General features: G+C 65.2%; 18 protein-coding genes. 1 reads left to right on the top strand and 17 read right to left on the bottom strand.

Annotated features, from left to right (window positions below):
* Positions 1-85: 85 nt before the first annotated feature.
* The 3 genes from rpsB to dnaE form a co-directional block, all read right to left on the bottom strand.
* Entirely contained in the window at positions 86-949 is an 864-nt protein-coding gene (gene rpsB, locus AC3WRC_RS08650; protein WP_017503967.1) for a 30S ribosomal protein S2, read from the bottom strand.
* A 226-nt stretch (positions 950-1,175) separates the two neighbouring features.
* Complete coding sequence (locus AC3WRC_RS08645) at positions 1,176-1,772, bottom strand: DUF4142 domain-containing protein (protein WP_492303573.1); 597 nt, start codon at positions 1,770-1,772, stop codon at positions 1,176-1,178.
* 87 nt (positions 1,773-1,859) lie between these two features.
* Positions 1,860-5,324, bottom strand: coding sequence for a DNA polymerase III subunit alpha (dnaE, locus tag AC3WRC_RS08640; protein WP_492303572.1), 3,465 nt, complete (start codon positions 5,322-5,324; stop codon positions 1,860-1,862).
* Positions 5,325-5,709: 385 nt separating this feature from the next.
* Between dnaE and msrA the strand changes: the two genes are divergently transcribed.
* Positions 5,710-6,333, top strand: a complete 624-nt coding sequence (msrA, locus tag AC3WRC_RS08635; RefSeq protein WP_284877572.1) for a peptide-methionine (S)-S-oxide reductase MsrA — start codon at positions 5,710-5,712, stop codon at positions 6,331-6,333.
* A gap of 14 nt (positions 6,334-6,347) precedes the next feature.
* Here the strand turns inward: msrA and AC3WRC_RS08630 are convergent, their stop codons facing one another.
* From AC3WRC_RS08630 to AC3WRC_RS08565, 14 genes are all read right to left on the bottom strand, one after another.
* Positions 6,348-7,052: an ABC transporter ATP-binding protein gene (locus tag AC3WRC_RS08630; RefSeq protein ID WP_492303571.1), complete on the bottom strand. Its 705-nt coding sequence runs from the start codon at positions 7,050-7,052 to the stop codon at positions 6,348-6,350.
* Positions 7,045-8,331, bottom strand: coding sequence for a lipoprotein-releasing ABC transporter permease subunit (locus AC3WRC_RS08625; RefSeq protein WP_492303570.1), 1,287 nt, complete (start codon positions 8,329-8,331; stop codon positions 7,045-7,047). The genes AC3WRC_RS08630 and AC3WRC_RS08625 overlap by 8 nt, the downstream gene beginning before the upstream one ends.
* Positions 8,328-9,644 (bottom strand): proline--tRNA ligase, encoded by a 1,317-nt coding sequence (proS, locus tag AC3WRC_RS08620; RefSeq protein WP_492303569.1) that lies wholly within the window; start codon positions 9,642-9,644, stop codon positions 8,328-8,330. The genes AC3WRC_RS08625 and proS overlap by 4 nt, the downstream gene beginning before the upstream one ends.
* 77 nt (positions 9,645-9,721) lie before the next feature.
* Entirely contained in the window at positions 9,722-9,988 is a 267-nt protein-coding gene (locus AC3WRC_RS08615) for a DUF1467 family protein (RefSeq protein WP_055753501.1), read from the bottom strand.
* 9 nt (positions 9,989-9,997) lie between these two features.
* Complete coding sequence (locus AC3WRC_RS08610; protein ID WP_228763565.1) at positions 9,998-10,342, bottom strand: DUF3088 family protein; 345 nt, start codon at positions 10,340-10,342, stop codon at positions 9,998-10,000.
* A gap of 34 nt (positions 10,343-10,376) precedes the next feature.
* Positions 10,377-11,285 (bottom strand): hypothetical protein, encoded by a 909-nt coding sequence (locus AC3WRC_RS08605; RefSeq protein WP_492303568.1) that lies wholly within the window; start codon positions 11,283-11,285, stop codon positions 10,377-10,379.
* A gap of 56 nt (positions 11,286-11,341) precedes the next feature.
* Entirely contained in the window at positions 11,342-13,015 is a 1,674-nt protein-coding gene (locus tag AC3WRC_RS08600; RefSeq protein WP_492303567.1) for a ribonuclease J, read from the bottom strand.
* Positions 13,016-13,795: a type III pantothenate kinase gene (locus tag AC3WRC_RS08595; protein ID WP_066551617.1), complete on the bottom strand. Its 780-nt coding sequence runs from the start codon at positions 13,793-13,795 to the stop codon at positions 13,016-13,018.
* Positions 13,792-14,541, bottom strand: a complete 750-nt coding sequence (locus AC3WRC_RS08590; RefSeq protein WP_174085179.1) for a biotin--[acetyl-CoA-carboxylase] ligase — start codon at positions 14,539-14,541, stop codon at positions 13,792-13,794. The genes AC3WRC_RS08595 and AC3WRC_RS08590 overlap by 4 nt, the downstream gene beginning before the upstream one ends.
* A gap of 4 nt (positions 14,542-14,545) precedes the next feature.
* Positions 14,546-15,988, bottom strand: coding sequence for an NADH-quinone oxidoreductase subunit NuoN (nuoN, locus tag AC3WRC_RS08585; RefSeq protein ID WP_492303566.1), 1,443 nt, complete (start codon positions 15,986-15,988; stop codon positions 14,546-14,548).
* Positions 15,989-15,997: 9 nt separating this feature from the next.
* Positions 15,998-17,482 carry an NADH-quinone oxidoreductase subunit M gene (locus tag AC3WRC_RS08580; protein ID WP_492303565.1) on the bottom strand — a complete coding sequence of 495 codons (1,485 nt, stop codon included), beginning with the start codon at positions 17,480-17,482 and terminating at the stop codon, positions 15,998-16,000.
* A 4-nt stretch (positions 17,483-17,486) separates the two neighbouring features.
* On the bottom strand, positions 17,487-19,574 hold the full coding sequence (gene nuoL / locus AC3WRC_RS08575; RefSeq protein ID WP_492303564.1) for an NADH-quinone oxidoreductase subunit L: 2,088 nt from the start codon (positions 19,572-19,574) through the stop codon (positions 17,487-17,489).
* Between the two features lie 2 nt (positions 19,575-19,576).
* The gene (gene nuoK, locus AC3WRC_RS08570; RefSeq protein ID WP_039247409.1) at positions 19,577-19,882 is read right to left on the bottom strand and encodes an NADH-quinone oxidoreductase subunit NuoK; all 306 of its coding nucleotides are present in this window, start codon (positions 19,880-19,882) and stop codon (positions 19,577-19,579) included.
* Positions 19,882-20,508, bottom strand: coding sequence for an NADH-quinone oxidoreductase subunit J (locus AC3WRC_RS08565; protein WP_017503986.1), 627 nt, complete (start codon positions 20,506-20,508; stop codon positions 19,882-19,884). Before AC3WRC_RS08565 ends, nuoK begins: the two co-directional genes overlap by 1 nt.
* Between the last annotated feature and the right edge of the window lie 32 nt (positions 20,509-20,540).

Genomic DNA, 20,540 nt, shown 5'->3' with positions numbered 1-20,540 from the left:
GTGGGAACGGCCGGACTGATTTAGCCCGGCCGTGTGTCAGTTCGTCAGGCGGCGCTCAAGAACGCGAACGCCGCCCGGCGGGCGATCAGCCCTCGGCCTTCTCGGTTTCGGCAGCCGGCTCAGCAGCGGCTTCCAGTTCGGCGGCGGCGCCTTCCGTGCCGGCCGGCGCGGCTTCGGCTTCAGCCTTGGGGGCCGAGGCTTCACGCAGCATCGGCTCGACCGGAGCTTCCGAAGCGCCCAGGTCAATGCCCGAGGCCGAAGCGCCGGCGGCCAGACCGTCCAGGACGGCGTCGGCGATCAGGTCGCAGTAGGTCTGGATGGCGCGGGCGGCGTCGTCGTTGCCGGGGACCGGATAGGTGATGCCGTCCGGATCCGAGTTGGTGTCCAGGATGGCGATGATCGGGATGTTCAGCTTGCGGGCTTCCTGGATCGCGATCGCTTCCTTATTGGTGTCGATCACGAACATGATGTCCGGGATCGAACCCATGTCCTTGATGCCGCCCAGCGACAGCTCGAGCTTGTCCTTCTCGCGCTGCAGGTTCAGCAGCTCTTTCTTGACGCGGCCTTCGCCGCCGTTTTCCAGAATGCCTTCCAGCTCACGCAGACGAGCGATCGAGCCCGACACGGTGCGCCAGTTGGTCAGCGTGCCGCCGAGCCAACGGTTGTTCATGTAGTACTGGGCGCAGCGCTTGGCGGCTTCGGCGACCGGCTCTGCGGCCTGGCGCTTGGTGCCGACGAACAGAACGCGACCGCCCTTTGCGGCGACTTCACGCACGGCCACCAGAGCCTGGTGGAACAGCGGCATCGTCTGCGACAGGTCGATGATGTGGATGTTCGAGCGCGAGCCGAAGATGTAGCGGTCCATCTTCGGGTTCCAGCGGTGCGTCTGGTGGCCGAAGTGGGCGCCTGCTTCAAGCAGGGTGCGCATCGAGAATTCAGGCAGAGCCATGATCGTTCAGTCCTTTTTCCGATCAAACGTGGCGCGGGGGATTAAAGGTCTGAAGACCCTCGGAATGGTGCGGATCGGGATGTCTCCCCGAAGCGCGCCTCTCCCGCGTTGCGAAATGCGGGGGCCATGTAGGCCGGATGGGCCGCAATAGCAAGCGCAGCCCTGCAAATGCGGAAAAGGCGGCCCCTTTCGGGACCGCCTTTGGTCAGCAATGCAACGGCTGCTTTTACCTTATCGCGTCCAGCAGGGTCCGGGCACGGTCGCGGTGTGCAGTGACGGGCGTCACAAGCTCGCGCGCCAGGGTGGCCAAGGCGGGCGCTTCGGTGTTGTCGGCAAAGCCGTTCAGCAGCGTCAGCGTCTCGTTGTGGGCGGCGACTTGTTGGTCCAGATAGACCTTGTCGAAGTCGTCAGGCGTCGCGGCGTTCAGATTGTCGATCAGGCCCTTGCGGCGTTCGTCCAACGTCGTGGGGATGGCGACGTTGGGCGCGGCGGTCGCCTGAGCGGCGGCCAGCTTCTCGCCGGCTGCGGTGTGATCCTTGGTGATCATGGCGGCCAGGGCCTTCACGTCCGCATTCTTGGACTTGGCGGCGGCGATCTTGGCGGCTTCCAGCTCGTACATGTTGCCGGCGCCCAAACCAGTGACGAAACCGTCGACGGTGTTGGCGCCCATGGTCATGGCCGAGGTCTGGCCGACGACGCCGGACGTGGCGTCCTGGGTGGCGTTTACCGCTTCGCCGGTGTTCTGGGCGGCGCTGTCGCCACCCTGGTTGCAGGCGGCGAGCAGGGCCAGCGAGGCGACGCTGGCGATGGCGAGATATTTCATTGGAACAGTCTCCCTATGGACTGACCAAACCCATCACGCGTCCGTGAGGTTCCGAAAAATCAAAAGCTTGACCATATCCGAGGGGGCTTAGGCGTCCTCCAGCATGACGACGCCCGGCGCTGACTTCAACGCGCCGCGCAAGGCACCGTCGAGGCGGTAGCGACCGGGAATCTTGACCTCGACCTCGCGTCCTTGATCGAGGCCCGCGATCATCAGCGACACCTCCCCGCCCTTGCCGATCGCGCCCGATCGCGCGCGTTCCAGCCGCGCCTTCAAGGCCTCAGCGTCCGCACTGCGGGCCGAGACATGGATGCGAAGGCCGATGTTGGCGTCGTCCAGCAGATTATCCATTTGCGAGGCGTCGTCGCCGAAGAAGCGCACCTCTCCCTCCGACGACTTGGCGCGCACCCGCACCATCACTGAGGCGCCGGGCTCCAGCACCTCGCGGCATTTGCGCAGTTGTTCGGGCGGGAACAGGCATTCGAATTCGCCGGTCGGATCCGAGAAGGTCACGAAGGCGAACTTCTCGCCCGTCCGCGCGCTGGCCCGCTCCTGCTTGCGGCGCACGACGCCGGCCATCTGGAATGCTTCGTGGCCGGACTCAGCCAGCGGAATGGCTTCGGCGACGAAGGTGACGCGCTTGCGCTTCAGGGCTGAGGTCATCTCGTCCAGCGGGTGGCCCGACAGATAGAAGCCGACCGCCGACAGTTCGTGATCCAGCCGCTCCGGACCGACCCAGGGCTCGACGCTCTTCAGACGCGGGCGCGCGGCATGGGCCTGGTCGCCACCGAACAATGACACCTGAGACGAGGCGCGTTCGGCCGCCACGCTCTGGCAATAGGCCATCAGAACATCGGCCTGTTCCAGCAACTGACGCCGGTTGGGGTGGATGCTGTCGAAGGCGCCGGCCTTGGCCAGACCTTCCAGCGCGCGCTTGTTGACGCTGCGCGGATCGATGCGCTCAAGGAAGTCGAAGATGTCGGCGAAGCGGCCGCCCGTCTCGCGCACCTCGATGACGTGTTTCATCGCCTCGAGACCCACGTTTCGGATCGCGCCCAGGGCGTAGAGCACCGCCCCCTTGTCGTCGTCCCAAGCCACGTCGAAGTCGGCCGACGAGCGATTGATGTCGGGCGCCAGGACCGGCACGTCGAACCGTTTGGCGTCCTGATAGAAGACCGCCAGCTTGTCGGTGTTCGACAAGTCCAGGCTCATGGACGCCGCGAAGAACTCGACCGGCTGATTGGCTTTCAGCCACCCCGTCTGGAACGAGATAAGAGCATAGGCGGCGGCGTGAGACTTGTTGAAGCCGTATCCGGCGAATTTGGCGACCAGGTCGAAGATGGAGCCGGACTGCGATTCCGGCACGGCCTTCTCGGCGGCGCCCTTGACGAAGCGAAGGCGCTGGAAATCCATCTCCTCCTTCTTCTTCTTACCCATCGCCCGGCGCAGCAGGTCGGCCTCGCCCAGGCTGTAGCCCGCCAGGATCTGGGCGATCTTCATCACCTGTTCCTGGTAGATGATGACGCCGTAGGTCTCGGTCAGCACCTCTTTCAGGCTGGGGTGCAGATAATCGACCTCCGCGCGCCCGAACTTACGGTCGATATAGGTGTCGATCATCTCCATCGGCCCCGGCCGATAAAGCGAAATCAGGGCGGTGATCTCTTCGATGGAGCCGCAGCGCATCTTGCGCAGGGTGTCGCGCATGCCCTGGGATTCCAGCTGGAACACCCCGACCGTCTGGCCAGAGGCCATCAGCTCATAGGTGCGCGCGTCATCCAGCGGCAGGCTGTTCCAGTCCTTGGCTGCGCCGCGCCGTTCGAGATAGCCGCGCGCCCGATCCAGCACCGTCAGCGTCTTCAGGCCCAGGAAGTCGAATTTCACCAGACCCGCCGGCTCGACCCATTTCATGTTGAACTGGGACGCCGGAATGGTGGAGCGCGGATCCTGATACAGCGGCACCAGTTCCGTCAGCGGCCGGTCGCCGATGACGATGCCGGCGGCGTGGGTCGAGGCGTTGCGGTAAAGCCCCTCCAACTCCAGCGCGGTTTCCAGCAGGGTCTTCACCGCCGGCTCGGCGTCACGCGCCTCCCTCAGGCGCGGCTCGATGTCGATGGCCTGGGCCAGCGTGACGGGCGCGGCCGGGTTGTTCGGCACCATCTTGCAGAGCCGGTCGACCTGACCCAGCGGCATCTGCAGCACACGGCCCACGTCGCGCAGCACGGCGCGCGCCTGCAAGGTGCCGAAGGTGATGATCTGGGCCACCCGGTCCTTGCCGTAGCGGTCCTGCACATAGTCGATCACCTCTTCCCGCCGCTCCTGGCAGAAGTCGATGTCGAAGTCGGGCATGGAGACCCGTTCGGGGTTCAGGAATCGCTCGAACAGCAGGCCGAACCGCAAGGGATCCAGATCGGTAATGGTCAGGGACCAAGCGACCAGCGACCCGGCGCCGGAGCCCCGCCCCGGCCCCACCGGAATGCCGTGGGTCTTGGCCCATTTGATGAAGTCCGACACGATGAGGAAGTAGCCGGGGAAGCCCATCTGCTGGATGATCCCGACCTCCCATTCCAGGCGGGTCCAGTATTCCTCTTCAGGAACGGCCGGCGTGACCTCGGTCAGGCGGACTTTCAGCCCCTCGCGCGCCTGGTGGGCCAGTTCATCGGCCTCGGAGCGCCCGGCCCCGGTGTCGAAACGCGGCAGGATGGGCGCGTGAGTATTGACCAGGAAGGCGCAGCGGCGCGCGATGTCGATGGTGTTGTCGCAAGCCTCGGGCAGGTCGGCGAACAGCTCGCGCATGACGGCTGCGGGCTTGAACCAGTGTTCGCCGGTGATGCGGCGGCGATCCTCCTGGCCGGTGAAGGCGCCGTCGGCGATGCACAGCAGGGCGTCGTGCGATTTCGCCTGCCCCGCCTTGGCGTAATAGACATCGTTGGTGGCGACCAGCGGCACGTCGTTGGCATAGGCCCATTCGACCAGCCCCGGCTCGGCGCGCTTTTCGTCCTCCAGCCCGTGGCGTTGCAGCTCGACGTAGAAGCGGTCGCCGAACGCCGCCTTCATCGCCGACAGGGCGGCGGCGCCTTCGGCCTTCTTGCCTTGGGCGAACAGCGGATCGACCGGGCCGTCCGGGCCACCGGACAGCAAGATCAGGCCTTCGGAGCGGGCGACGACCTGTTCCCAAGCCACGCCCGGCTCGGCCATTTCTCCGGCGTCCAGATAGGCGGATGACGACAGGGCGCACAGGTTCAGCCACCCGGCTGTATCCTGGGCCAGCAGAACCACGGTCGGCACCTTGGCCCAGCGGGCATTGATCTGGCCGCCGATCCCGAAGACCGGCAGGGCGCAGGCCACGATCGGTTGAACGCCCGCATCCTTCGCCGTCTGGCTGAACTCCAGCGCGCCGAACAAATTGGCCCGGTCCGCCACCCCGACCGCCGGCATTCCGGCGTCGGCCGCCAGCTTGCCGACCTTGGCCGCCTTGATCGCGCCTTCCAGCAGCGAATAGGCCGAGCGGACCCGCAGATGGACAAAACCCTGACTGTTCACCGGCTCGTTCACGCCTTCTTCGACCCTGGCCCGCTGAAGAGCCCTACTCTATCCTGAGTCTCATATCGGGTGGCGTGCGGCCATCGCAAACCGGTCGCCCCACGGATCGGCTGTGGATCGCTGGCTTCAGACGGTTCTCGAAAAAACACCGTCTAAAGTGTCTAATTCGTCTGATCTCAGGCGGTGACGCTGATCGCCACGGTCCAGACCATCCATACGAAACCGCCGCACGACGCCAGCGACAGCATATCCCTCATCAAACGCGGCATGACCTTGGCTCCGAGACATCCAATATGTTCTGCTAATGTTCTATGTTGGCGTTTTGTTCCGGTCAAGTCGTTCTCGGTGAAACCGTTTGCGCGTCGCCGTCGTAGTCAATGCAACAGGAGATGAGACCATGTCCCTTCGCACGACCGCCCTCGCCGCCGTTGCATCCTTGACCGTCGCTGCGCTGGCGATCGGCGCGCCCTTGGCCCGTCGGGCCGAGGCGCAGACGGCGTTTCAGACCGCGATCTTCGCCGGCGGCTGCTTCTGGTCGGAGGAGAAGGCCTTCGACGACGTGCTGGGGGTGCGCTCGGCCGTATCGGGCTTCGTCGGCGGCCATACCGCAAACCCGACCTATGAACAGGTGGTGCGCGGCGGCACTGGCCATATGGAGGCGGTGCAGGTCACCTTCGATCCGCGCGTGGTCAGCTATCGCACCCTGGTCGATCGCTATTGGCGCACCATCGACCCGACGGATCCTAACGGTCAGTTCTGCGACCAGGGGCCGTCCTATCGATCCGCCGTCTTTGCGACAGCGGGCCAACGCGCGGACGCCGTCGCCTCGCGCGATGCGGCGATGCGGGTGTTGAGAAAGAGCTTCACCACGCCGGTTGTCGGCGCCCAGCGGTTCTGGCCCGCGGGCGAGGAACACCAGAACTACGCCAAACGCCACGCCGCCAGCTATCAGGCCTACCGGATCGGATGCCGCCGCCCCGAACGCCTGCGAGCGATCTGGGGCGACGCCGCCGTCAGCTGATCGATAGGCATGGCTCAGTAGGCGTGGCTCTGGGCCTTGCGCTGTTCCAGATGACCGTCCTTCAGGGCGAAGACACGGTCCATATGGCCGGCCAACTCCATATTGTGGGTGGCGATCAGGGCGGCGACGCCCGTGGTCTTGGCCAAGTTGCGCAGGGATTCGAACACGGATTGGCTGGTGGTCGGATCCAGATTGCCTGTCGGCTCGTCGGCCAGCAGCAGGCGTGGGCCGTTGGCCAGCGCGCGACCGATGGCGACGCGCTGCTGTTCGCCGCCCGACAGCTGAGCCGGCTGGTGCGTCAGGCGTTCGCCTAGCCCCAGCGCCGTCAGCGTGACCTCGGCGCGCTTGCGCGCCTCGTCTTGGGACAACCCGGCGATCCGCATTGGCAGGGCGACATTGTCGCGCGCATCGAACTCGGGCAGCAGGTGGTGGAACTGGTAGACGAAGCCGATCCGGCCCAGGCGCAGGCGTGTGCGGGCGCGCTCGTCCAGATCACCGACCTGTTCGCCGTCGATAGCTACGGTACCGCTGGTGGGTTTCTCCAACAGGCCGGCGGCGTGCAGCAGAGACGACTTGCCCGAGCCCGACGGTCCGATCAGCCCGACCAGTTCGCCGGGATAGACGTCCAGATCCACGCCCTTCAGCACGGTCAGGCCGCCTTGCGCGGTGTCATAGGTGCGGGTCAGGCCGCGCACCGAAAGGATGGGAGCCTTACTCATAGCGGAGCGCCTCTACGGGATCGATGCGAGACGCGTTCCAGGACGGCGGCAGGCTGGCGATACAGCTCATCAACAGAGACCAGAAGGCCACCCAGGTCACGTCCATCGGATCGACCAGGGCCGGGATGGCGTCCAGCATATAGACATCGGAATCGAACAGCTTGGTCTGCAGCACGAACTCCAGGAAATGCTGGATCGAGCCGATGTTCCAGCAGAACAGCAGACCCAGGATCAGCCCCGCGATCGTGCCCGCGACCCCGATCATGGCGCCGGCCATGAAGAAGACGCGCAGGATCGCCGAGGGGCTGGCGCCGATGGTGCGCAGGATGGCGATGTCGCGGCCCTTGTTCTTCACCAGCATGACGATGCCGGAGATGATGTTCATGGCGGCGATGGCGACGACGAGGCCCAGGATGATGCTCATGGCCACGCGTTCGACCTTCAGCGCGCCATAGAAGGCGGCGAGCCGCTCGCGCCAGTCGCTGACGACCGAGCCGGGACCGGCCGCGTCGCGGATGGCGGCGGTCAGGGCGCCGACCTGATCGGGATCGTCGACCTTAATCTCGATCGCGTCCCAGACCCCTTCCTTGCCGAAGAAGAGCTGCTGCTGCTCCAGAGGCATAAACATGAAGGCGCGGTCGTAGTCGGCGGCGCCCGAACGGAACAGGCCGCCGACGAAATAGGTCTTTTCCAATCCGCCGAGGTTGCCGAAAGCACTGTCGGCCCCGGTCGGCGAATAGACCGTGATGGCGTCGCCGACGCGCAGCCCCAACGAGTTCGCCAAAGCCGCGCCGATCAGCACTCGGTCGCCGCCATAAGCGCCTTGACCGAAGCTCGCCCGCTCCTGCGGCGACAAGCTGTCAAAGACGTATTGAGTTTTGGCCAGATCCTGTGGGCGGATACCCTTGACCATCACGCCCGTCGTGAAGTTGCCCACACGGATCAGGCTTTGGGCTTCGTTCAGCGGATTGACGCTGTAAACGCCCGGGATCGCCTCGATCTTTTTCAGGACTGCGTCTCGATCAGGCGACGTCAAAACCGGGCCCTGCACATACATGTGGCCGTTGAACGCCAGCATGCGGCCCAGCAGTTCGCTGCGGAAGCCGGACATGATGCTCATCACGCTGATCAGGACGGCGACGGCCAGCATGATGCCGATGAAGCTGATGACGGCGATGGTGGCGACGCCGCCTTCCTTGCGCTTGGCGCGCAGGTAGCGCAGGGCCAGGCCGATCTCCCACGAGGAGAAGGCGCCGGACGGACGAGACGGCAGGCTCAAGCGGTCAGCCTTTCGATAGCTTCGGCGAGCGGCACGGAGACCTTCTCGCCAGTGGCGCGGCGTTTCAGTTCGACCACGCCGTCCGCCAGTCCCTTGGGACCGATGGTCAGCTGCCACGGCACGCCGATCAGGTCAGCGGTGGCGAACTTGCCGCCGGGACGTTCGTCGGTGTCGTCGTAGAGGACGTCCTTGCCGAGCTTTTCAAGCTGGGCCACAGCGTCTTCGCAGGCGGCCGAGACGGCCTCGTCATTGGCGCGCAGATTGATCACGACCACGTCGAACGGCGCGACCGCATCGGGCCAGATGATGCCGCCGGCGTCGTGGCTCGCTTCGATGATGGCCCCCAGCAGGCGCGACACGCCGACGCCATAGCTGCCCATGTGGACCTCGGCGTCCTGCCCGTCAGGCCCGGCGACCTTGGCCTTCATCGGGGCGGAGTATTTCGTGCCGAAGTAGAAGATGTGGCCGACCTCGATGCCGCGCGCCGACAGGCGGTCGCCTTCGGCGGTCTTGGCCTCGAACTGCGCCGGATCGTGCATCTCTTCGGTGGCGGCGTAGAGGGCGGTGCGTTCGTCGAAGACGGCCTGCACGGCCTCCGCGCTGAAGTCGTCGCCGGGCGCGGGCATCTCGACCAGCTTGCGGTCGCAGAAGACCTCGCTCTCGCCAGTTTCCGCCAGGACGATGAACTCGTGGCTTAGATCGCCGCCGATGGGGCCTGTGTCGGCGCGCATCGGCACAGCCTTCAGGCCCATGCGGGCGAAAGTGTTCAGATAGGCGACGAACATGCGGTTGTAGGCGACGCGGGCCGCGGCCTCGTCCACGTCGAACGAATAGGCGTCCTTCATCAGGAACTCGCGCCCTCGCATCACGCCAAAGCGCGGACGGCGCTCGTCGCGGAACTTCCACTGGATGTGAAACAGGTTCAGCGGCAGCGACTTGTAGGACTTCACATAGGCCCGGAAGATGTCGGTGATCATCTCCTCGTTGGTCGGTCCGTACAGTAGCTCACGCTCATGCCGGTCGGTGATGCGCAGCATCTCGGGGCCGTACGCGTCATAGCGGCCGCTCTCGCGCCACAGGTCGGCCAGTTGCAGCGTCGGCATCAGCAGTTCGACGGCACCGGCTCGCATCTGCTCCTCGCGCACGATCTGCTCGATCTTGCGCAGCACCTTCAAACCCAGCGGCAGCCAAGCGTAGATGCCGGCGGCCTCCTGCTTGATCATGCCGGCGCGCAGCATCAGCTGGTGCGAGACGATCTGGGCGTCCGAAGGAGCTTCCTTCAGCGTGGGCAGGAAAAAGCGCGACAGGCGCATGGTCGGGAATCCTAGGCGTAGAGACGGAACAAGGCTTTAGCCGCTCGGACGGGGCGAAAGCTAGGCCGATGCGTCGTTTAGACGGCCGGGCCGCTGGCGAAGTTCGGCAGGGGCAGCCAGCCCGTGAAGATCAGCACCATCACGAACACCCAGACCAAGGCTGAGACCCAGGTGGTCGTCAGGAACTTCTTCTTCAGATTGGGCGTCTTGGGCGCGCCCCATTGTGAGCCGTCGGTCGGCGGCTCGTGCGTCTCGCTGGCCGTGCCCAGCGGCAGCACGGCGAACAGCACCGTCCACCAGGCGATGATGTAGATGCCGACCATGGTGAAGACGCCGATGGGCATGACGGACCTCTAGGGATGGGGCCGGCCGACGCCGTAGCGGGCCGCCAGATAGGGAGCGATGGCGTGATCCTGAAGAAACCGCCGGCCGGTCGTCTCGCTGACCTCGGCCTCGGGCCAATCCAGCTCGCCGTCCAGGATCAGGATGGGGCAGCTCTGATGGGCCTCGCCGACTTGGTCGATGACCGGCTGGCGCGGGCGCGGATGGTCCAGATAGACGACGTCCAGCGCATCGCGAAGCTGAGGATAGAAGGCCAGGACACCCTCGATATAGGCGCCAGGCGGGCAGAACCACGGACCGCCCTGATCGTCGTGCCAGTCGGGGTTCAGCAGGAAGAGTCGCTCGGTCATCGGCATGGATATATCCGAGTTGAGGTCGTCGGCGCGACCGCTATTCGCACGATGCGCCAAACCCCGGCGCCCGTAGCGCAAGAAGGATCGAAGAGCGCGCCTGCTGCGTGATCGCCCCGGCGCCTTGCAGCACGCAACCGACCGCCGTGTTCGAGTTAGGCGCCAGAAGGCCGTAGGTCAGGCCTTCCTGCGCCAGGCGAGCCTGGGCGCCCTTCAACGTCTCGACAGCCGTCGCGACGCGCGCCGGGTCATTGGTGATGCGGGTCATCTCGTGCAGCGCCTCGCCCGAACTGGGAAAGTCATAGGCGTTCGGATCGAACGACGCGATCTCGGCCGACAGGCGTTCGGGATGAATGTCGATGCCGAACTTGGCGTTCTGGCTGGCGGAGAAGGCGATGGCCGGCCCACTCTCAGGCACAACCAGAATATAAGCATGACGGGGAAACAGCAGATATTGCGCCATGAACTTGGTCACCGGCACCAGCGGCATCCCGTCCGGTCCTAGGGCATGGGCGCCGACATAGACGCCCGACGGCACGCTGCGCGCATCGATCCGGCCATTCAGCTTCAGGATGCGATCGACCATGACGTGGTCGAGCAGAAAGACGCCGTCCTCCGCCTCGCGCTCCAGATAGGCATGGATGGCGGCGGTGTCGGGCGCTGGTCCCAGATCGCGACCATAGACCGTCGGAAAGGCGGTCGGCGACATCGGCTGGCCGTCGGGTGGGCTGAACCACAGTACGCGCAGTTCGTGAACCGTACGCGCCAGGGGGTCTTCGCCCCGGAACGTCGATAGGCTGAGCACCAGATTGACCACGGCGAACAGGGCGACGAAGCCGACCAGCCCTTGCCCCGCAATCACCGCCCATCGTCGCCAACCGCGCAGCGGATGGCGGGCGTGCCGGATGCGCTCCAGCAGGCGGCGCGCACGGGCAGGCTTTTTCGACATGCGTTTCCCCGACCGTTCAGGCGCACGACAAATGCGCCCAAACGGTCAAGGTTGCATCAGACGCGCAGGACGACCGTCTCGACGATGGGACGACGATCCCAGATCTGCTGGCTGGCCTTTTTCAGCACGCGGGCGACGGCCTGTTCGATGACCATTTCATCTTCCAGAGCATCGCCCTTCAGGCCTTTGACCACCTGTTCGACGCGCTCGGCCAGCTTGTCCAGCGCATCGCCGAGCGGAGTGGCCGTATCACCGGGCAGGCCGACGCTGCGGATGTCGATGTCGCTGGCGATGCGACCGCGCTTGTCCAAGGCGAAGCTGACGATCAGCACGCCGTTTGTCGAGGCGTGACGACGCTCCTTCAGGGCCTCGCCTTGCTCGGTCACCAGCATGCCGCCGTCGACATAGAGGCGGCCGTTCGGCACCTCGTCGATGATCTTGGCTGGGCCAGGGGCCAGGCGGACCATGTCGCCGTTGCGCGGCGTCACCGTTTCCGGAACGCCCATGTCCTTGGCCAGATTGGCGTGTTCCAGGAGGAAGCGACGCACGCCGTGGGTCGGCACCGCGATCTGCGGCCGGGCCCATTCGTACATCTGCTTCAGCTCGTCACGGCAGGGGTGGCCCGAGACGTGGATGCCGGGGTGATCCTTCTCGGTGTAGAGCCGCACGCCGCGGTCCGCGAGCCGGTCCTGCAGATTGCCGATCGCCAGTTCGTTGCCGGGGATCTGGCGCGAAGAGAAGATGCAGTGGTCGCCCAGACCCAGTTTCACGACCGGGTGGGTGCCGTCAGCGACGCGCGACAGGGCCGCCCTCGCCTCGCCTTGGCTGCCGGTGCACAGATACAGGATCTGATCGGCGGGCCAGACGCGGGCCTCCTCGTCCGACAGGAAGGGCTTCACGTCCTTCAGCATGCCGACGTGCTTGGCCGCCGCCGTGATCCGGTGCATCGACCGGCCGGCCAGGGCCACGCGACGCCCGCAGGCCTCGGCCGCACGGATCACGCTGTCCATACGGGCGACGTTGGAGGCGAAACAGCCGACCGCGACGCGCCCCTTCAGGCTGGCGATCAGTTTGGAGATGGCGACGGCGACATCGCCCTCGGACCCGGCGACGCCCGGCACGAAGACATTGGTCGAATCGCAGACCATGGCCAGCACGCCTTCGTCGCCCAGGGCGCGGATGACGGGGGCGTCGGTCTTGGTCCCGATCACCGGCTGGTCGTCGATCTTCCAGTCGCCGGTGTGGAACACCATTCCCAGCGGCGTATCGATGGCCAGGCCGCTGGGCTCGGCGATCGAGTGGGTCATGTTGACAAAGGTCACGCCGAACGTGCCGATGTCCACGGTCCCGCCCAGCGGCACCTCGATCAGTTCGACCTCGTCCAGAATGCCGCGCTCGCGCAGCTTGTCGCGGATCAGATAGGCGGTGAAGGGCGTGGCGTAGATCGGCGCCTTGATGCGCGGCCACAGCCAGCCCAGGGCGCCGATGTGATCTTCGTGCGCGTGGGTCAGCACGATGCCCTTGATATTCTCACCCTCCAGGAAGGTGGGATCGGGCACGATCACATCCACGCCGGGCGTAGACAGGTCGCCGAAGGTGACGCCGACGTCGACGATCAGCCATTCACGGTTCGCCTCTGGGCCGAAGCCATAGGCGTTCAGGTTCATACCGACCTCGTCCGAGCCGCCCAGCGGCAGGAAAACGAGTTCGTCTTGGGTTTGCTTTTTCATTCAATCAGTCAAATGGGCGTTACGACGCCAGATTTCGAGGAGGCCGCGAATAGTCAGGTCGGGATCGAAGTGATCGATGCTGTCGGTCGCGCCTTCGAACAGGCTGGCGACCCCGCCGGTGCCGACGACGGTCATGGGCTTGCCCCACTCCGCCTTGATGCGCCCGACCAAGCCTTCGATCAACGAGATATAGCCCCAGAAAACGCCGGACTGCATGGCCTCGACCGTGCCCTTGCCGATGACGTTCTCGGGTTTCTGAATGGCGATGCGCGGCAGTTTGGCCGCCGCTTCGTGCAGGGCCTGAAGCGACAGATTGATGCCGGGCGCGATCAGACCGCCCTCGAAGGCGCCATCCCCCGAGACGATGTCGAAGGTCGTCGCCGTGCCGCTGTCGATCAGCAGAAGGTCGCCGGGATACGTCAGCGAGGCGCCCACGGCGTTCACGAGACGATCGGCGCCCGCCTCGCTAGGTTTGGCGATCCGCACCTCGATGCCCAGTTCGGCGTTCTCGCCGATGACCAGAGGCTCGATGTTCAGATAGCGCCGCGCCAGATTGCGCAGGTTGAAGATCGACTGCGGCACGACGCTGGAGATGATGCAGCCGCCCAGGGCGTCGAACTTCAGCCCCTTCATCACCATCAGCTGGTTAAGCCAGACGGCGTATTCGTCGGCCGTGCGGCTGGCCTCGGTCGCAGCGCGCCACTGGGCGATCCAATCCGTGCCGTCGTGGACCGCGAACAGCGTATTGGTGTTGCCCTGCTCGATGGCGAGAAGCATCAGGCGGCTTTCCCGAAGAAGACATCGCCCGCGGAAATCAAACGTACCGAACCGTCGGCCAGACGCAGGCGCAGGGCGCCATCCGGCTCCACGCCCTCGGCCTGTCCCTCGATCGTCTCGTTATCTAGTCGCGCGACGCACGGTCCGTTCAGGCCCGTCAGACGACTGGTCCAGGCGTCGAGCACGGGCTCGAAGCCCATCGTCTGCCAGCGCCCCCACCAGACGGCGAAGGTCTCGGCCAGGATTTCGGCGGCGGCCTCGATCGGCGGGACATAGGCCAGGTCGGCGCGCAGACGTTCGGCAACCGAGGTCGCCCCCCGCTCGGTGCCCTCGGGCGCATGGGCCAGGTTCACGCCGATGCCGACCGCCAGCCAGAGGTCGCCGTTCGCATGCCGGCCGGATTCGACCAGGATGCCCGACACCTTGACCCCGTCCAGCAGGACGTCGTTGGGCCATTTTATCGAAACGAGCGCGGGCGAAACGAAGACGTCCAGCAGGTCTGCGACGGCCAGGGCCGCGATGAAGGTCGCCTGGGCCGCCTCGGCCGCCGACTTGGGCGTGGTGATCAGAAGGGTGGCGGCCAGATTGCCCTGATCGGTGTCCCACTTGCGACCCCGCCGACCGCGGCCAGCGGTCTGGCGGCGTGCCACGATCCAGCGCGGGCCCGCCTCTCCGGCCTCGGCGAGGCGGCGCGCCTCGGCGTTGGTCGAGTCGATCTCGTCGAGGATGACCAGTGGGACGGGCGCCAACGCCCTACCCGTTCCCGAAGCCGGCGCTCGCAGCCTTGGTCAGCGGCTCCAACCAAGTCAGACCGACAATCACCAGGGGGAAGGCGAAGGCGGCGCACGCCCAGCCGATCCACTTGGCCTCCACCGGCGCAGCGTCGGTCGCAATGTCGTCCACCGGCGCATCGAACCACATCAGCTTGATGATGCGCAGATAGTAGAAGGCAGCGACGACCGAGGCGACCAGACCGGCGGCCGCGACAGGCCACATCCCTGCATCGGCGGCGGCGCCGAACACATAGTATTTGCCCCAGAAACCCGAGAACGGCGGCATGCCCAGGACCGACAGCGACAGGATGGTCAGGGCCACGGCCGTCAGCGGACGATCCTTCTTCAATCCGGCCAGATCGGCGATGCGGCGGATCGGACGGCCCGACTTGGACAGGCTGAGCAGGATGGCGAAGAAGCCCAGCTGGTCGATGACATACAGCGTCATGAACATCAGCATGGCCTGCAGGCCCTCGGCCGTGCCCGCCGCAATGCCCAGCAGGGCGTAACCGATGTTGGCGATCGACGAATAGGCCAGCAGGCGCTGGATGTCCTTCTGCGCCAGGCCGCCGAAGGCGCCGACGACGAAGCTGATCAGCGAGATGGCGATCAGGACCTGCGACCACTGAGCGTGGGCGTCGCCGAAACCGTTTTCCAGCGCGCGAGCGATCAGCACCATGGCCGCCACCTTGGGCGCCGTGGCGAACAGGGCCACGACCGGCGTCGGCGCGCCTTCATAGACGTCGGGCGTCCACATGTGGAACGGCGCGGCCGATACCTTGAACGCCAGGCCGCAGATCAGGAAGACAAGGCCGAAGACCAGGCCCGGGCCGGGATTGTCGGCGGCGACGGCGGCGATGTCCTCGAACCGCATAGAGCCGGCGAAGCCGTAGATGAGGCTGGCGCCATACAGCAGCAGGCCCGACGACAGCGCGCCCAGGACGAAATACTTCAGGCCCGCTTCCGACGCCTTGACGTCGTTGCGGTGGAAGGCGGCGAGCACATACAGGGCCAGCGAGTGCAGCTCGATCCCGACATACATGGAGATCAGGTCGCCCGAGGACGCCATCATCCCCATGCCGGCCGAGGCCAACACGATCAGGACCGGATATTCGAACTTGGCGATGCGCGTACGCTTCATCCAGCCGTCACCCAGCACGACCGCCACGGCGGCCGACAAATAGATCAGGCTCTTGGCGTAGATGGCCAGCGGATCGGCGACATAGGCGCCGTTGAAGGCGACGCCCCAAGGTCCGACGATCGAGATGACCGATGCAGCGATCAGCAGCAGGACCGACAGGATCGAGACCAGACGGGCGCTCTTGTCGCCCATGAAGGCGCCGACCATCAGCAGGACCAGGGCGCCGACCGCGAGGGTGACTTCCGAGGCGGCGAGATGCAGGGCGGAGGATAGATCAGGCATCTGTAAGTCTCACCCGCCGATCGCGGCGCGATACGCGCTGGTCAGGGCCTCGACGGCAGGCCCGGTGTAATCAAGGACTGAGGCCGGATGGACCCCCAGCCAGATGGTTCCGACGATCAGGGGCACGAACAGCAGGAGTTCGCGCTTGTCGATGTCGGTGATGGTCTCAAGCTTCGGATTGGTGATCTCGCCGAACATGACCGCGCGGTACAGGGTCAGGGCGTAGACCGCCGAGAAGATGACGCCCGAGGCCGCGACCAGCGCCGCCCAGGTCGAGGCGTTGTAGGCGCCCGTCATGGTCAGAACTTCGCCGATGAAGCCCGAGGTCCCCGGCAGGCCGACGTTGGCCATGGTGAACATCAGGAAGATGGCGGCGTACCACGGCATCTTGGACGTCAGGCCGCCGTAGAAGGCGATCTCGCGAGTGTGCATCCGGTCATAGACGACGCCAACGCACAGGAACAGCGCGCCCGAGATCAGCCCGTGGCTGATCATCTGGAAGATGGCGCCCTGCATGCCGATGTGGTTGCCCGCGAAGATGCCCAGGGTCACAAAGCCCATGTGGGCCACGGACGAATAGGCGATCAGCTTCTTGATGTCCGTCTGACGCCAGGCGACCAGCGATGTATAGACGATGGCGATCACCGACAGGGTGAAGACCAGCGGCCGGAACATCTCCGACGCCATCGGGAACATCGGCACGTTGAACAGGATGAAGCCGTAGCCGCCCAGCTTCAGCAGAATACCTGCCAGGATGACCGAACCAGCCGTCGGCGCCTGAACGTGGGCGTCGGGCAGCCAGGTGTGAACCGGCCACATCGGCATCTTGACCGCGAACGAAGCGAAGAAGGCCAGCCAAAGGATCGGCTGGACGGCCGGATCGAAGGCGAAACGCTTCAGCTCGGGAATGCTGGTGGTGCCCGCCTCATGCGCCATCCACAGCATGGCCAGCAGCATCAGGACGGACCCCAGCAGGGTGTAGAGGAAGAACTTGTAGGCCGCATAGATGCGGTTCTGACCGCCCCAGATGCCGATGATCAGGAACATCGGGACCAGCGTGCCTTCGAAGAAGATGTAGAAGAGGAACAGGTCCAGCGAGGTGAACACCCCGATGACCAGCGTCTCCAGCACCAGGAAGGCGATCATATATTCGACGACGCGCGTCTCGACCGACTTCCAGCTGGCCAGGATGCAGATCGGCATCAGGAAGGCCGTCAGGAGCACGAAAAGGATCGAAATCCCGTCGACGCCCAGGTGATAGCTGGCGCCCGCGAACCACGGGACCATCTCCACAAACTGATAGCCGGTGTTAGCCGGATCGAAGCCGGCGACCAGCGCGACCGACACCGCCAGGGTCACCAGGGTGGTGATCAACGCGATCCAGCGCGCGGCCGGTGCGGTCGCATCGGCCGACTTTGACGTCAGCCGGGCGGCGAAGATCGCCAGGGCCCCGACCAGGGGCAGGAATGTAACGAGGCTCAGGATGTAGGGCACGAGATCAGGCTCCCCACGCGAGGATGGCGAAGGTGAGCAGACCAGCCACCCCGAGCAGCATCACGAAGGCGTAGTGATAGACATAGCCGGACTGGATCTTGCCCAGTCGAGCGGCGGATTTCAGCGATACCCAGGCGGCGCCATTCGGGCCCAAGCCGTCGATGACCTTCACGTCGCAGATCTTCCAGAAGAAGTTCCCGATGGCGCGGAAGCCGCGCACGAAGACGAAGTCGTACAGCTCGTCGAAATACCACTTGTTGTAGAGGAAGCGGTAGATGACGCCGTTCCGCTCGGCCATGCGACGGCCCATGCCCTCGCGAGCGACGTAGATCCAATAGGCGAAGGCGGTGCCGATCAGCGTCAGGATCAGCGGCGACCATTTCACCCAGGTCGGGACGTCGTGGCTTTCGTGCAGGACGTGGTTGTTCGCGCCGGTGAAGATCGCGCCGCGCCAGAACTCGCCCTCGTGGTGGCCGATGAAGTGCGGCGCGAAGACGAAGCCAGCCGCGACGGCGCCGACCGACAGCAGGATCAGCGGGACCAGCATGACCAGCGGGCTCTCATGCGGCTTCAGCGGACCATGATGACCGTGGTCGTCATGCGCATGATCGTCGTGATGATCGCCGACCGGCTCGGAATGGGTTTCCAGCTGGGCGTGGGAAGCGTGGTCGTCAGCATGATGGGCGTCGCCCTCTTCCTTCCACACCGGCTTGTTGTGGAAGGTCATGAAGACCAGGCGCCACGAATAGTAGGCCGTCAGACCGGCGGCGATGATGCCGACGAAGAAGGCGAACAGGCCGATGGCCGAGTGACCCGAGGCCGCCGAGGCATAGGCGCTCTCGATGATCGAATCCTTGGAGTAGAAGCCGGCGAAGCCGCCGACGCCGGGGATGCCGAGGCCGGTGATGGCGATGGTGCCGATGGTCATCACTGCATAGGTGACCGGCAGCAGCTTCCACAGGCCGCCCATCTTCCGCATGTCCTGCTCGTGGTGCATGCCGTGGATCACCGAGCCGGCGCCCAGGAACAGCAGGGCCTTGAAGAAGGCGTGCGTGAACAGGTGGAACATGGCGGCCTGATAGGCGCCGACGCCCGCCGCGAAGAACATGTAGCCCAGCTGCGAACAGGTCGAATAGGCGATGACCCGCTTGATGTCGTTCTGGGTCAGGCCGACCGTGGCGGCGAACAGGGCCGTGATGGCGCCGATGATGGCGATGATCTGCGACGCGCCCGGCGCATATTCATAGATGGGGCTCAACAGGCAGACCATATAGACGCCGGCGGTCACCATGGTGGCGGCGTGGATCAGGGCCGACACGGGCGTCGGGCCTTCCATCGCGTCGGGCAGCCAGGTGTGCAGGAAGAACTGGGCCGACTTGCCCATGGCGCCGATGAACAGCAGGAACCCGGCCAGATCCAGCGCGGACCACTGGACGCCCAGGAACTCCCACGTCGTGCCGGCCTTGGTGGCGATCAGCGGGAACAGTTCGGCGAAGTTGATGGTGCCGTACATCCAGAAGATCGTCATGATCCCCAGCACGAAACCGAAGTCGCCGACGCGGTTGACGACGAAGGCCTTGATGGCGGCGGCGCTGGCCGTCGGCTTCTTGAACCAGAAGCCGATCAGCAGATAGGACGCCAGGCCCACGCCTTCCCAGCCGAAGAAGATCTGCATGAAGTCGGCCGCCGTCACCAGCGCCAGCATCATGAAGGTGAACAGCGACAGATAGGCGAAGAAGCGCGGCCGGCTGTCGTCCTCGGCCATGTAGCCCCAGGAGTACAGGTGAACCAGCGACGACACGCTGGTGACCACGATCAGCATGGTCGCCGACAGGGCGTCGATGCGGATCGACCAGGCCGACTGGAAGTCGCCCACGTTGATGAAGGGCGCCAGGCGGATGGTGAAGGGCTCCAGATGGCCCCAGGTCCATTGGCCGAACACCGTCCAGGCCACGACGCAAGAGAAGAACAGCAGGCCGGTCGTAACGGCCTGCGACGGGATGTTGCCGATCCGGCGTCCGAAGAAGCCGGCGATCGCCGCGCCCAGCAGCGGGGCGAAGATCCCGAGAATGACGAGGGTATGGAAGGTCACGCTCAGCCCTTCATCACGGAGGCGTCGTCCACGGCGATGTCGCCGCGGTTACGGAAGAAGGTCACCAGAATCGCCAGGCCGACGGCGGCCTCGGCCGCGGCGACGGTCAGGACGAACATCGCCATGATCTGCCCGCTGATCTCGTTCAGATAGGCCGAGAAGGCGACGAAGTTGATGTTTACGGCCAGCAGGATCAGCTCGATCGACATCAGGATGATGATGACGTTCTTGCGGTTCACGAAGATGCCGAAGACCCCAATGGTGAACAGGATCGCAGCGACCGTCAGATAGTGGGTCAGACCGATCATCAGAGAAGCTCCTCGGCGCTGACGCCTTCGCCCGTGGCGGCGGACTTGATCTCGACCGACTTGCGACGGTCGCGGTTCACCTGGTCGCCGGGGTTCTGGCGTTTGATGTGCGGCTTGTGGCGCAGGGTCAGGGTGATGGCGCCGATCATCGCGATCAGCAGCACGATCCCGGCCGCCTGGAAGAAGTAGACATAGTCCGTGTAGAGCACGCGACCGATGGCCTCGACGTTCGTCACGCTGGCGTCCGGCGCGCCCGGCGCCGGCAGGCCCGCAGCGGCGCCGCCCTGAACCACGGCGACCGAGACGATGATCATCTCGACCAGCAGCACGGCGGCGATGATGGCGCCCAGCGGCAGATAGCGCGCGTAACCTTCGCGCAGCTTCAGGAAGTCCACGTCCAGCATCATGACGACGAACAGGAACAGCACCGCGACCGCGCCCACATAGACGACGACCAGCAGCATCGCCAGGAACTCGGCGCCCAGCAGGACAAACAGACCCGCCGACGAGAAGAAGGCCAGGATCAACCACAGCACGCTGTGCACCGGGTTGCGCGCGGTCACGACCAGAAGGCCGGAAACCGTGGCGACCGCCGCCAGCAGATAGAAGGCTATGCCTTGCAGCATGTCGGGACGAAGCCCCTTTCGTATCGGCCGCG

The organism is Brevundimonas sp. EU05-FHT14B07, from assembly GCF_058790795.1.
Note: the sequence above shows the minus strand (reverse complement) of the source record. Positions and strands in the feature narration are given on the sequence as shown.